Here is a 13,167-nt window from a genome sequence, read left to right as displayed (position 1 = left end):
GCGCAGGCCCAGCTGATCCGACAGCGCAGTGGGATTTTTTTCAGACCTGCGGGATGCGCGGCGCGATCACGCCCGGGTCGTACCAGGTCACCGGGCGGATCTCGAACACGCCGCCCTCGAAGTCCAGCCGCCGCGCCGCATGCCGCGCGTCTTCGAGCGATTCGCACTCGACGATGTAGATGCCCATCAGCTGCTCCTTCGTCTCGGCGAACGGCCCGTCGGTCACCAGCGGATGCGCGGCGCCGGCGTGCCGCACGGTGGTGGCGGTGTCGGGCATCAGGCGCAGCACGGTGCCGAGCCGGCCGGCGGCCTGCAGCTCGTCGCGCAGGTCGGTGTGGCGCTCGAGCATCTCGTCTTCGACCTCGGGCGCCCAGCCGGCCGCCGCAGCTTCGGAACCGTAGATCAGGATGGAATAGAGCATCGTGCGTCCTTTGCTTGAAGGGAGTCGGAAGAGGCGTCCGCGCCGAGACGGTCCAGCAGCAGGCGGATGTGCGCGGCTTCGGCGGCGGTGCGGGCCAATGCGAGCGCGTCGGCAAAAGCGCGGCGCGCCTCGTCGGCGCGGCCTAGCTGCGTCAGCAGCCCGCCGCGCAGGCCGTGGAAGTGGAAGTAAGCCGACAGCGGCTCCGCCAGCGCGTCGACCATCGCCAGCGCCGCTTCGGGCCCGCGCACCTTGGCCACGGCCACTGCGCGGTTGAGCGTGACCACAGGCGAAGGCTGCAGCTTTTCGAGCCCGGCGTAGAGCCGGTCGATTTCGGCCCAGTCGGTGTCGGCGGCGCGCGCGGCCCGTGCGTGCGTGGCCGCGATGGCCGCCTGCAATTGGTACGGCCCGATGCGGCGCTGGCGCAGCGCGGCGTCGAGCAGGGCCAGGCCTTCGTCGATCGCCGCGCGGTGCCAGCGTGTGCGGTCCTGGTCTTCGAGCAGCACGACCATGCCGGCCGCATCGAGCCGCGCATCGGCGCGCGCGTGCTGCAACAGCAGCAGGGCGCACAGGCCGGCGGTTTCGGGCTCGTCGGGGAACAGCTCGCACAGCAGGCGCGCGAGGCGGATTGCCTCTTCGCACAGCGCCACGCGCACATGTGCCGTGCCGCCGCTGGCCGCATAGCCTTCGTTGAACAGCAGGTAGACCACCGCACCCACGGCCGCCAGCCGCTCGCCGCGTTCGCGCACACCGGGCGCATCGAAGGGCAGGCCGGTCGCGGCCACGCGCTGCTTGGCGCGCGTGATGCGCTGTTCCATGGCGCGCTCTCCGACCAGGAAGGCGCGCGCGATCTCCGGCACCGACAGCCCCGAGACGATGCGCAGCGCCAGCGCGATCTGCTGCGCGAGCGGCAACGCGGGGTGGCAGCAGACGAACAGCAGGCGCAGCACGTCGTCGCGGTAGTGCGACTGGTCGAGCTGTTCGGCGAGGTCGGGGTCGAGGGCCATGTCCGCGTCGCCGTCATCGGCTTCAGGCAGCGGATCGTGCCGGTCGCGCCGCCGCAGCTCGTCGAGCGCCGCGTTGCGCCCCACGAGGATCAGCCATGCCAGCGGATCGTCGGGCGGCCCGTGCTCGGGCCAGTGCCGCAGCGCGCGCAGGCTGGCTTCCTGAAAACCTTCCTCGGCCGTGTCCAGGTCGCGGAAGTAGCGCAGCAACGCGGCCACCGCGCGCGGGCGCGCGGCGGTCAGCGTGGTGGCGATCCAGCTCAGCTCGGTGGTGGTCATCGTCGGCGCGGTGCGTGTCGCTTCGAAGAAGGTCGGTTCAACCCCAAGGACGCGCCAGTATGCGGCGGGCCGACAGCAGCGCGCAAAAAAAGTCCGCGTGGACAATGCGGCGCATGTCCGATCTCCACGCCCTGACCCGGCAGTTTCCGCACCCCGGCCGGCTCGACGCCATCCTGCTGCGCCCCGCGCGGCGCACGCCTGTCGAGTCGGTGCAGGAGGTGCTGGCGATCGAAGCGCTGGGCCTGGCCGGCGACCGCAGCAGTGCGGGGCGCGGCGGTGGCAAGCGGCAGGTCACGCTGATCCAGGCGGAGCATCTGCCGGTTGTCGCGGCGCTCGCGCAGCGCATGGAGGGTGTGGATGCGAGCCTGCTGCGCCGCAACCTCGTCGTGTCGGGCCTCAACCTGCTGGCAGCGCGCTCGCTGTTTCGCGACCAGCCGCTGGTGCTGGCGCTCGGGCCCGAGGTGCTGCTGGAGATCACCGGGCCCTGCGAGCCCTGTTCGCGCATGGAAGAACTGCTCGGCCCCGGCGGCTACAACGCCATGCGCGGGCATGGCGGCGTGACGGCGCGGGTGCTGCGTGGCGGGGTGCTGCGCGTCGGCGACGCGGTCGCCTGCCGCACCGCCTGAACACCACCTACATCAGGTTGCGCAGCGAGGCCTCGATGGCCGCCGCCGTGGCCAGCGGCTTTTCCATCGGGAACAGGTGGCTGCCGTCGAGCATCGTGATGCGGCCCTTGGTGACCTGCTCGGTCATCGCCATGCCCACCTGCTTCATCTCGACCGACTGGCGTCCGCCGATGAAGGCCACCTTGCACTTGAGCGGGTGGCGGCGCAGCAGCGCGCCCAGCGTGTGGGGCAGGGTGTTGTAGATGGCGGTTTCCACGTCGCGGTCGAAGCTCAGCGAGCGCGTGTCTTCGCTGTCGAAGGTGCCGTGGTCGATGTAGTCGTGCAGCACCTGCTCGTCCCACTTCGCGAACGCCTTCTTGCTGCGGAAGTGCTCGAACACCGCCTCGCGGTGCTCCCAGCTGTTCTTGCGCTTGCGGCTCACGGCGCCGGGCGAAATGCTCTTCATGAGCGGCGTGCGCTTGACCACGTTGAGCGTGTTCGCGCGCCAGCCGCCAAGGATCGGTGAATCGATCAGCAGCACGCCGCGCGCCAGCTCGGGGTGGCGCGCCGCGCACATCAGGCTCAGGAATCCGCCCAGCGAATGGCCGATGAGAAACACCGGGCCGCCCGCGCGGTCGGCACGCAGCTTGGCGAAGTCGGCCAGCTGCTGCACCAGGTGCGGCCAGTTGTCGGTGACGGGGTACTTCGGGTCGTGCCCGAATTTCTCGATGGCGTCGACCTCGAAGCCCCGGTTGCGGAGGCTGTCGAGAACGACGCGGTAGGTGCTCGCCGGAAAGCTGTTGCCGTGCGAAAAGATGACAGGAGGCACGGACAGATTCAGATGAGCTTTTCGTCGGGGGTCGAGATTTTTCGCAGCGGGCTGTGGCGCGTGGCTGGCATCCGCAGCGGGTGTTCGGTGGCGCTGTCGTCCCACACCGGGTCTTCGATGCTGTCGAACACCTCGCGCAGCTTCTGGCCCCAGCTGTTGTGCATCATGCGGTAGTAGGGGTTGTCGGCGTCGATGCAGATCACGCGGTCGGTCTCGAGCTTGTTGGCCTCGTACACCACCAGATCGAGCGGCAGGCCGACCGACAGGTTCGACTTCATGGTCGAGTCCATCGACACCAGCGCGCACTTGGCGGCTTCGTCCAGCGGCGTCTCGGGCGTGAGCACGCGGTCGAGCACGGGCTTGCCGTACTTCGACTCGCCGACCTGGAAGTAGGGCGTCTCAGTGGTGGCTTCGATGAAGTTGCCGGCCGCGTAGACCAGGAACAGGCGCATGCCTTCGCCCTTGACCTGTCCGCCGAAGATGAACGACACGTTGAAGTCGAGGCCCGCGTGCTTGAGCGCCTCGGCGTCGCGGTCGTACACATGGCGCACGGCCGAGCCCAGCACGCGCGCGGCGTCGAACATGCTCTTGGCGTTCCAGATCGTGATGGGCTCGCCCTGCGTGCCGTCTTCGCGCGTTTCGCGCAGCTCTTCGATCTGCAAAATTTCGCGCACCGACTGCGAGATGCTCAGGTTGCCCGACGACAGCAGCACCATGACGCGGTCGCCCGGCTGCTCGTAGACGATCATCTTGCGGAAGGTGCTGATGTGGTCCACCCCCGCGTTCGTGCGCGAGTCGGAAAGAAACACCAGGCCGGCGTTGAGTTTGATGCCTACGCAATAAGTCATGGGTTCGCCTTGCAGGAACTGGGCCCGCTCATGCGGTACTGCGTTCACGTGCGTTCAGTTTCTGGAGGGCATAGAGCGCGTCGAGGGCTTCGCGCGGGCTCATGGCGTCCGGGTCGAGGGCAGCCAGCGCGGATTCTACGGCGCTGGCCATGGGGGTTTCGGTGGCGGGCGGGGGCGCAAACAGGTCGACCTGCGCACGCGTTTGCGCATGCTGCGATTCGAGCGCGTCGAGCGCCTGCCGCGCGTGGTTGACCACCGCCGCGGGCATGCCCGCGAGGCGCGCCACCTGGATGCCGTAGCTCTTGCTGGCCGGGCCCGGCTGCATCTCGTGCAGGAACACGATGTCGCGGCCCGACTCGGTCGCGCTCACGTGCATGTTCACCGCGCCGTGGTGCGTGGCCGGGAACTCGGTGAGCTCGAAGTAGTGCGTGGCGAACAGCGTGAAGGCCTTGCTGCGGTCGTGCAGCTGCGCCGCGATGCCGGCCGCCAGCGCCAGGCCGTCGAAGGTGCTGGTGCCGCGGCCGATTTCGTCCATCAGCACCAGCGACTGCGCCGTGGCGCTGTGCAGGATCTGCGCGGCCTCGGTCATCTCGAGCATGAAGGTCGACTGCGCGTTGGCCAGGTCGTCGGCCGCGCCGATGCGCGTGTGAATCGCGTCGATCGGCCCGAGCCGGCACGCCGTGGCCGGCACGTGCGAGCCGATGGAGGCCAGCAGCACCACGATCGCCACTTGCCGCATGTAGGTCGACTTACCGCCCATGTTCGGGCCGGTGATGATCTGCATGCGCTGCTGCGGCCCCATCTGCGTGTCGTTGGCAATGAAGCCGCCCGACGACTTCTCGGCCAGCCGCGCCTCCACCACCGGGTGGCGGCCCTGCTGGATCTCGATGCACGGGTGCGACACGAAGGTCGGCGCGCGCCAGTTCAGCGTGTGCGAGCGCTCGGCCAGCGCGCACAGCGCGTCGAGCGCGGCAATGCCGCCGGCCAGCTGCGTGAGCGCGGGCACCGAGGGCTGCAGCGCGTCGAGCAGCTGCTCGTACAGCCACTTCTCGCGCGCCAGTGCGCGGTCTTGTGCGCTCAGCGCCTTGTCTTCGAAGGCCTTGAGTTCGGGCGTGATGAAGCGCTCGGCGTTCTTCAGCGTCTGGCGGCGGCGGTAGTTGTCGGGCACCTTCGAGAGCGCGCTTTGCGTCACCTCGATGTAGAAGCCGTGCACGCGGTTGAACTGCACGCGCAGGTTGCTGATGCCGGTGCGCTCGCGCTCGCTGATCTCGAGCTTGAGCAGGAAGTCGTCGCAGTTCTCGCTGATCTCGCGCAGCTCGTCGAGTTCGGCGTCGTGGCCGGTGGCGATCACGCCGCCGTCGCGCACCAGCGCCGACGGATCGGGCTTGATCGCGCGCACCAGCAGGTCGGCGCAGCCCGGCGGCGGCGCGAGGCGCTCGGTGATCTGCGCCAGCAACGCGGCGGCGCCCGGCAGCAGCGGCGCCAGCTGCTCGGCCTTCGCCAGCGCGAGCTGCAGCGCCACCAGTTCGCGCGGGCGCACCTGGCGCAGCGCGATGCGCGCCGCGATGCGTTCCACGTCGCTCGTGTTCTTCAGCTGCTCGCGCAGCGTGCGCCAGGGCGCGGCGGTGGCGCCGGGCCCGGGGGACTGCAACGCGCCGATGGCGTCGAGCCGGCCCTGGGCTTCGCTGCGGTCGCGGCGCGGCGAGAGCAGCCAGCGCTTGAGCAGGCGGCTGCCCATGCCCGTCATGCAGGTGTCGAGCAGCGAGAACATCGTGGGCGAGTCTTCGCCGCGCAGCGTCTGCACCAGCTCCAGGTTGCGGCGCGTGGTGGGCGGCAGCTCGATCAGGTCGCCGTCGCGTTCCACCGACAGCCGCTGCACGTGCGACAGCGCGCGGCCCTGTGTGTGTTCGGCATAGCCCAGCAGCGCGGCGGCGGCGGCGTGCGCGTTGCCCAGCGATTCGGCGTTCCACGCCGCGAGGCTGTGGCTGCCCATCTGCTCGCTGAGCTTGCGCTCGCCCAGGCCGGGATCGAACTGCCAGGCCGGACGCAGCGACAGCGTGAACGGCACGGCCGCGCGCGCGGCCTTCAGGCGCTGCTCGAACGCGGGCGTGACCTCGGCGCTGTACAGCAGCTCGCTCGGCGCGATGCGCGCGATCCAGGCTTCGAGCGCATCGGCCGGGCATTCGGCCAGCCGCAGCTCGGCGCCCGTCACGCTGAGCCAGGCGAGGCCGCAGAAATTGCGTGTGCCCGCATGCACGGCGAGCAGCAGCGAATCGCTCTTGTCGTTGAGCAGTTCCGAGTCGGTCAGCGTGCCGGGCGTGACCACCCGCACCACCTTGCGCTCGACCGGCCCCTTGCTGGCACCGACCTCGCCCACCTGCTCGCAGATGGCGACCGATTCACCCAGCTTGATGAGCCGCGCGAGGTAGGTGTCGACCGAGTGGAAGGGCACGCCGCACATCAGCACCGGCTGCCCGGCCGACTGGCCACGCTGGGTGAGCGTGATGTCGAGCAGGCGCGAGGCCTTTTCGGCGTCGGCCCAGAACAGTTCGTAGAAATCGCCCATCCGGTAGAACAGCAGGGTGTCCGGATGGTCGGCCTTGAGGCCTAAGTACTGCGCCATCATCGGCGTGTGCCCGGCGAAATCGCCAGCCGAGGGAGCTTGATCTTTGGTGCTTTTCACCGGTAAGGTCATTGAATCCGTGGAGAAGAAAAGAGGGTGCGCGCTGCGCATCCCGGGGATCGGGTCATTATCGGGGACGGCCATCGGCGTGCGCGCCGTCCTCCCCGCACCGGCATCCCCGCCGCGTCCACTTTGGCCGCATTCCCCTGAATCCAGACAGCTCCCCCGTGCGTAGTCATGCGCATGCGCATGACTACGCGGGCGCACGCGACCTTCATCGATGGAGACCCCAGTGAGCTACGAGGACATCCGGAAACGATTTCATGTGCCTGCCCGCAAGGGCGCCAGGGTGCTGGTGCACGGGCAGCCCGGCACGGTGACCACCGTGCGGGGGCTCACGCTGCGCGTGCGGCTGGACGGCATGAGTTGGTCGCGGCCGTACCTGCCGGACGAGCTGCAATGGCTGCCGGCCCCAGCGCCCGAGCCGCAGGGGCAGGGCGGCCCCGAGCACTGACGCGGCCGGGCGCGGGCGGCGGCCCGCATTGCCCCTCCTAAAATCCCCCGGCGCAAACCCCGCGTGAAGAACAAAGGCGCCCATGGCCCCGTCGGATGAAATCAAAGGCCCTGCAGCGGACGCGCTCCCGGACACCGCCACCCTGCCCGCTGACCTCGCGGCGCTGTACCTGTGCATGTCGCCGGCCCAGCTGGCGGACCTGCGCAAGTCGAAACGACCCGAAGGGCGACCGGGCACGGGCAACAGCGGCCCGTCCGTCATCCGGCCTGTCGAGGGCACGGGCGGCGCCAAGGACCCGGCGCTCTACCAGCTCGGCACGCTGCGCGAATTTGCCAAGGCGCACGCCGCCCCCTCGGCCTTCGACACCGCGCTGAACACGGGCCTGCCGGGCTGGTTCGGCGCCAAGCTGCCTTTCTTCGCCGAGCGCGAACCGCGCATCAAGCGCGGCAAGCGCGTGCTCATCGGCGGCGCCTGGGACCGGGCCGATCCGCTGCGCGAACAGCGCTTCGTCGCGCTGGCCAAGGGCCGCATCCGCTTCACATCGCTGACGTGTGCGGAAGCCGCGGCGAGCCTGTGGGCCGACGTGGCCAGCCACCGCGCGTTCGCCGACCAGGGGCTGGCCCTGCTCGCGCGCGAGACGCAGGCCATCGAGGCCTCGCTGGCCGATACGGCCCGCCTGGCCGCGACCGCACCGACCGATGCGGCGGCCTGACCTCCCTTCAAGTTCGACGATGGAAGTGCTCCGATGCTGATCAACTGCGTGGCCTATGAAAACGGCGCCAAGCTCGCCGACATTCCCGTCGAGGACATCAGCGACTACATCTCCCGCGCCGGCTGTTTCGTCTGGGTGGCGCTGAGCGACGCCACGCCCGAAGAGCTGGCCCAGATGCAGGACGAGTTCGACCTGCACCCGCTGGCCGTCGAAGACGCCCAGCACGGTCACCAGCGCCCCAAGGTGGAGGAGTACGGCGACTCGCTGTTCGTCGTGATGCACCTGGTCGAGCCCTCGACCGACACCGAGGGGGAGGGCGGGCACAGCGTGAACGTGGGCGAGGTCAACGTGTTCGTCGGCCGCAACTACGTGCTGTCGGTGCGCAACCGCAGCCAGCAGGGCTTCCTGGGCGTGCGCGAACGCTGCGAGCGCGAGCCCGACCTGCTGCGCAACGGCGCGGGTTTCGTGCTCTATGCGCTGATGGACGCGGTGGTCGACCGCTACTTTCCGGTGATCGACGCGCTCGAAGTGGAACTCGAATCCATCGAGCAGCAGATCTTTGCCCAGGGCGGCGCGGCGCGCGACAAGATCAAGCAGCTGTACGACCTGAAGCGCCGCAGCCTCATCCTCAAGCGCGCGGTGGCGCCGCTGGTGGAGGCGGCGGGCAAGCTGCACGGCGGGCGCGTGCCGCAGATCTGCGTGGGCACGCAGGAGTACTTTCGCGACGTGGGCGACCACCTGGTGCGCATCAACGGCTCGATCGATGCGGTGCGCGACACCATCGCCACGGCGGTGCAGGTGAACCTCTCGATGGTCACCATCGAGGAGAGCGAAGTGACCAAGCGGCTCGCCGCCTGGGCCAGCATCTTCGCGGTGTGCACGGCCTTCGCAGGCATCTGGGGCATGAACTTCGAGCACATGCCGGAGCTGAAATTCCGCTATGGGTACGCGATGGCGCTGGGGTTGATCGTCAGCACCTGCGGCTACCTCTACTACCGGTTCAAGCGCGTCGGCTGGCTCTAGCGCGAAGCCCGGCCCCGGGCTTCGCGACTGAATCGCGCTTTCCTTATTCGTCGTGCGTGTCGTGCGTCGCCACAGCACCGCGACGCCAGTAACCCGACGCCCGAACCCACTTCGGGTTCGCGCCGCGCTCGCCCACGAGGTGCGCACGCAGCGCCTTCGCGATCGCCGATTCGCAACCCACCCAGGCGTGGAAGTCGCCGTCCGGCAGCGTCATCGCTTTCAGCGTGTCGACCAGCACGGGGCTCAGTCCCGGCGCGGCGCCTTCGCGGTGCACCCAGCGCAGCGTGAGCTCGGCCTGCGTCTCCAAAGGGATCTCGTCGACCTTGCTGTCGACTTCCGCCAGCACCACCACGCGCGCGCCGGCCGGCAGTTCGGCCAGGCGGCGCGAGATCGCGGGCAGGGCGGTGTCGTCGCCGATCAGCAGGTGCCAGTCGAATTCGGTCGGCACGATGAACGAGCCGCGCGGGCCGCCCACGCCGACGATGTCGCCGGGCTTGGCCTGCTCGGCCCACTGCGTGGCGGGGCCGGCGTCGTGCAGCGCGAAGTCGATCTCCAGCGTGTTGGCCTGTGCGTCGTGGCGGCGCGGCGTGTAGTCGCGCATGGCGGGGCGCCCGCCTTCGGGCCACACGGGGCCGTCGGGGCCGGCGGTCGGCAGCGTGAGCTGGCCGGTGGCGGCGTCGGGAAAGAACAGCTTCGCGTGGTCGTCGAAGCCGGGGCTGGTGAAGCCCTGGAGCGCGTCGCCGGTCAGCGTGATGCGGATCAGGTGCGGCGTCACGCGCTGCACGGTCTTCACCGTGAGCTGGCGAAAACGCAGTTCGTGGCGCACGCGGCGAGGCGCGCGGTCGGGCGTGTTGGAAGAGGGAGTCGTAGTGAAGTCAGTCATTTGCAGAGATGGGTTCAGATGCGTTCGAGCTGTTGTGCGGCGCTGTCGAGCACCGCGGCGAATTCGTGGGCTTGTTGTTCGGTGAGGGGGGCGCCGCCAAGGCGCAGGCGCATCGCGAGCTTGAGGTTTTCGATGGCGCGGGTGACCTGCGGGGGCCGTCCGGCGCGCGGGCCGGCGCCATCCACGCCGCCCGCCATGCGGGCCATCATGGCGTCGGCCGTCTCGCGGTTGGCGGCCAGGAACTCCTGTCCGCTCGGCGTGATGCTGTAGCGCTTGCGGCCGCCGACGTCGGCGGTTTCCACGCTCAGGTAGCCCAGCTCTTCCAGCAGCGTGAGCGTGGGGTAGACCACGCCGGGGCTCGGCGCGTAGGTGCCGCCCAGGCGGTCTTCGATGGCCTTGATGAGCTCGTAGCCGTGCGAGGGCTTGTCGGCAATGAGCTGCAGCAGCACGAAGCGCAGCCCGCCGTGGCCGAACACCCGGCCCGCGCCGCCGCCGCGCCCGCCGCGCATCCCGCGGCCACCGCCGGCCAGGCCGTCTTCGTGCTCGCCGCGCGGGGCGTGGCGGTGGTGATGGTGGTGCGGAGCGTGGTGAAGGTGGCGCATGGGGATGGCTTTCTTGAGTGGGTCGAGACTATTCTAGATATATCGAAATGGAAAGCGAAAGCCCTCCCATCGGGCGACCCTGCCGGTCGCATGGGTTCTGGCGCGACCTCGGCGGGCGAGAGTGGGCGAGAGCGGGCTACAGCGGACGCAAAGGCGCCGCGCGCGCAATCAGCCGGATCTGCTCGAAATCCAGCCGGTCCAGCGCCTGGCGAAGCGTCAGCACCATCGGCTGGCTGTGCGCCTCGGCGGCCAGCCGGTTCACCCATTCGTGCAGGTCGCTCCAGCGCCCGTCGCGGGCCAGCGCTTCGAGTTCGTCCTTCTGCGCCGGCGACAACGGCGTCAACACCGGAAGTGGCCGGCGTGCCCTGGGCTTTGGGCGCGGACCGGGCGCGGCGATGGGTTCCGGCAACGGCGGTGCAGGCGCAGCCGACGAAGGCGCCAGCTCGGTCGACAGCGAGAACACCACGCGCGTCCCCGTGCCCATGCCGCTGTGAATGGCGAGCCGCCCGCCCATCCGCTGCACGATGCGCTGCGCGATCACGAGCCCGAGGCCGCCGCCCGCCATGCTGGGTGCGTTGTCGGCCAGCAGGCGGGTCATGCGATCGAGCGTGTCGGTGTCGATGCCCGTGCCGCTGTCGGTCACCTCGAAATGCAACAGCCACGCGCCGTGGGACGGTTGCGCCTGCAAGCGCAGCCCGATGGCGCCGTTGCGCGTGAACCTGGCCGCGTTCGACAGCAGGTTCAGCACCACCTGCTGCAGCCGCTTGCCGTCCAGGTGGACCAGGGCCGGCAGCTCACCGTCGATCGTGAGTTCGAAGCTGTTGTGCTGGCGCTGTGCGAGCGCGTCCGCGTACTGCGCGACGTTGTCGACCAGCGTGCGCAGCTGCACCGGCTGCGCCTCGACGGCCAGCGGCGCCAGCTCGCCCTTGGCGTAGTCGACCAGGTCATCGATCAGCTCCAGCTGGTAGGCCGCGCTGCGCTCGATGGTGGCGAGCCGCGCGGGCGCGGGCGTGTCGCTGCCGTCCTGCATCAGCTTCAGGTTGCCCAGGATGGTGGCCACCGGCGCGCGCAGGTCGTGGCTGATGTAGGCCAGCAGTTCCTTCTGTTCGCGCGTGCGCTGCTCGGCCTGGCCCAGCGCCTCGCTCAGGGCGCGGGTCTTGCGCACCACTTCTTCCTCGAGCCGCTGCTGTTCCTGGGCCTGCCACTGCAGCAGCGTCTGCTGCGCCGCGTTGCGCTGGCGCGTCTCCTGGAACGACCAGGCCGTGATCGCGAACGCGCCCACCAGCATGCCCGGGAACGCCAGCGCATAGTGGTCGAAGTCGGACATCGAGCGCTCCGCGAACATCAGCGCCGACATGCGCATCAGCGCGCCCACGCAGATCACCAGCATCACCAGCAGCGACAGCCGCCCGCCCGGCCCGGCGCGCCGCTGGTAGATGAAGGTGCAGACCGTCAGCGCGAGCACGATCAGCGGCGCGTTCACGATGCCGATGGCCGCGAAGGTCGCGTAGGGGCCGAGCAGGGTGCCCAGCAGCACGACGATCTCGACGCCGGCCAGCACGAACAGCAGCGGGCGCCCGGGCACGCGCACCGGGCTCTGGCGGCCGCGCTCGTGAAAGTACAGCAGCAGGCACAGCGCCGTGGCCGCCACCATCACGCTGTGCCCGCGGTAGCTCCAGACCGTGCTGTCGGGCCAGAGCGCGATGCGCGCATAGCCCCGGTAGGTGGCCTCGTACAGCGCCAGCAATGCAAAGCTCCCCGCCTGGAACGCGAGCATCGGCGCGCGCGAAATCCACCACAGCGCCGCCGAGTACACCGCGAAGGCCAGCAGCCCGCCGATCAGCAGGCCGCTGAGCAGCGCATGGTTGCGTTCGATGTGATGCCACGCCTCGTCGGTGTGCAGCTCCAGCACCAGCTTGATCTGGCCCGTGCTCATGACGCGCACCAGCACCTGCACCGACTCGCCCGGCTGCAGGTCGATCTGTATCTGCGGAATGCGGTCGTGGCGGTGCGTGCTGTCCATCGGGTCGGACACGCCGGCCTGCACATGCGTCCATGCGGGTTGGCCATTGCGCGTGCGCAGCAGATGAAAGTCGACATGCCGCAGCCACGTCACGTTGAGCCCGAACCGCGCCGTGCGCACCTCCTGCGCATCGTTGACCAGCGACAGGCGCAGCCACACCGCCGAGGTCGAGAACCCGCGCATCAGCTGGTCGGGCGTGGCGGGCACGAACCCGTTCGCACCGCCGCTGGGCAAGGCGAGCACCTCGCGCGCCGACAGGCGGGCCGTGGGGTCTTCCAGCACTTCGACGGTCTGTTCGACGGAGACATTGCCCCGGTTCAGCGCGCTGAACCTGACGGCTTCCGCCGCGCTGGCGGCGAAGCACCACAGCCACAAGGCCAGGCCGAGCAGCAAGCCGCTTGCCCACCAGGGGCGTGTGCGCACCGGATGCATCGCGCGTCAGGTGCCGGAACGTTCGACACCGGCCTGGCGACAGGCCGAGGGCGTGCAGTCGAAGTACTCGCGAAACGCCGTCGCGAAATTCGCGGCGCTCGAGAACCCCACCGCCGCGGCGATCTCTTCGATGCGCATGGCCGATTCGAGCAGCAGGCGCTGCGCCTCGTGCAGCCGCGCCTCGCGCACGAACTCGAACACCGTGCGGTTCGTCAGCTCCTTGAACACGCGCGACAGGCGCTTTTCGTGCGTGCCCACGCGCGCCGCCAGCTCGCGCAGCGGCAGCACGCGGCTCAGGTCGGCCAGTATCAGCCGCTCGGCCGCCTGCATGAGCGCGCGGTCCATGCCCGAGCCCGGCGCGCCGCCGTCGTT

13 protein-coding genes are annotated in these 13,167 nt (G+C 69.7%); 4 read left to right on the top strand and 9 right to left on the bottom strand.

Annotation, left to right across the window (positions count from 1 at the left end):
- Positions 1-40 precede the first annotated feature (40 nt).
- Positions 41-421 (bottom strand): YciI family protein, encoded by a 381-nt coding sequence (locus AC3WQR_RS28155; RefSeq protein WP_070062632.1) that lies wholly within the window; start codon positions 419-421, stop codon positions 41-43.
- The gene (locus tag AC3WQR_RS28150) at positions 403-1,701 is read right to left on the bottom strand and encodes an RNA polymerase sigma factor (protein WP_492745171.1); all 1,299 of its coding nucleotides are present in this window, start codon (positions 1,699-1,701) and stop codon (positions 403-405) included. The genes AC3WQR_RS28155 and AC3WQR_RS28150 overlap by 19 nt, the downstream gene beginning before the upstream one ends.
- Before the next feature lie 113 nt (positions 1,702-1,814).
- Between AC3WQR_RS28150 and AC3WQR_RS28145 the strand changes: the two genes are divergently transcribed.
- The gene (locus tag AC3WQR_RS28145) at positions 1,815-2,327 is read left to right on the top strand and encodes an MOSC domain-containing protein (protein ID WP_492745169.1); all 513 of its coding nucleotides are present in this window, start codon (positions 1,815-1,817) and stop codon (positions 2,325-2,327) included.
- 7 nt (positions 2,328-2,334) lie between these two features.
- On the opposite strand, the gene AC3WQR_RS28140 is transcribed toward AC3WQR_RS28145, so the two are convergent.
- The 3 genes from AC3WQR_RS28140 to mutS are packed head-to-tail and all read right to left on the bottom strand — an operon-like array spanning position 2,335 to position 6,678.
- The gene (locus tag AC3WQR_RS28140; protein ID WP_185993629.1) at positions 2,335-3,141 is read right to left on the bottom strand and encodes an alpha/beta fold hydrolase; all 807 of its coding nucleotides are present in this window, start codon (positions 3,139-3,141) and stop codon (positions 2,335-2,337) included.
- Between the two features lie 2 nt (positions 3,142-3,143).
- The gene (locus AC3WQR_RS28135; protein WP_062474940.1) at positions 3,144-3,983 is read right to left on the bottom strand and encodes a proteasome-type protease; all 840 of its coding nucleotides are present in this window, start codon (positions 3,981-3,983) and stop codon (positions 3,144-3,146) included.
- Positions 3,984-4,011: 28 nt separating this feature from the next.
- Complete coding sequence (mutS, locus tag AC3WQR_RS28130) at positions 4,012-6,678, bottom strand: DNA mismatch repair protein MutS (protein ID WP_174543660.1); 2,667 nt, start codon at positions 6,676-6,678, stop codon at positions 4,012-4,014.
- 253 nt (positions 6,679-6,931) lie between these two features.
- Here mutS and AC3WQR_RS28125 point away from each other — a divergent pair, with 253 nt between their 5' ends.
- From AC3WQR_RS28125 to AC3WQR_RS28115, 3 genes are all read left to right on the top strand, one after another.
- Complete coding sequence (locus tag AC3WQR_RS28125) at positions 6,932-7,120, top strand: polysaccharide deacetylase (RefSeq protein WP_354344848.1); 189 nt, start codon at positions 6,932-6,934, stop codon at positions 7,118-7,120.
- Between the two features lie 82 nt (positions 7,121-7,202).
- The gene (locus AC3WQR_RS28120; protein ID WP_095746135.1) at positions 7,203-7,832 is read left to right on the top strand and encodes a hypothetical protein; all 630 of its coding nucleotides are present in this window, start codon (positions 7,203-7,205) and stop codon (positions 7,830-7,832) included.
- Positions 7,833-7,865: 33 nt separating this feature from the next.
- Positions 7,866-8,855, top strand: coding sequence for a magnesium and cobalt transport protein CorA (locus AC3WQR_RS28115; RefSeq protein WP_070062639.1), 990 nt, complete (start codon positions 7,866-7,868; stop codon positions 8,853-8,855).
- A gap of 43 nt (positions 8,856-8,898) precedes the next feature.
- On the opposite strand, the gene AC3WQR_RS28110 is transcribed toward AC3WQR_RS28115, so the two are convergent.
- The 4 genes from AC3WQR_RS28110 to AC3WQR_RS28095 form a co-directional block, all read right to left on the bottom strand.
- Positions 8,899-9,738, bottom strand: a complete 840-nt coding sequence (locus tag AC3WQR_RS28110) for a siderophore-interacting protein (RefSeq protein WP_354344850.1) — start codon at positions 9,736-9,738, stop codon at positions 8,899-8,901.
- A gap of 14 nt (positions 9,739-9,752) precedes the next feature.
- Positions 9,753-10,340, bottom strand: a complete 588-nt coding sequence (locus tag AC3WQR_RS28105; protein WP_062474958.1) for a PadR family transcriptional regulator — start codon at positions 10,338-10,340, stop codon at positions 9,753-9,755.
- Positions 10,341-10,476: 136 nt separating this feature from the next.
- On the bottom strand, positions 10,477-12,786 hold the full coding sequence (locus AC3WQR_RS28100) for a sensor histidine kinase (protein WP_492745162.1): 2,310 nt from the start codon (positions 12,784-12,786) through the stop codon (positions 10,477-10,479).
- A 15-nt stretch (positions 12,787-12,801) separates the two neighbouring features.
- Positions 12,802-13,167: helix-turn-helix domain-containing protein (locus tag AC3WQR_RS28095; RefSeq protein ID WP_492745160.1), on the bottom strand; the 366-nt coding region annotated here is incomplete at its 5' end.

Source organism: Variovorax sp. FW305-3-2-15-B-LB1, assembly GCF_058787635.1.
Note: the sequence above shows the minus strand (reverse complement) of the source record. Positions and strands in the feature narration are given on the sequence as shown.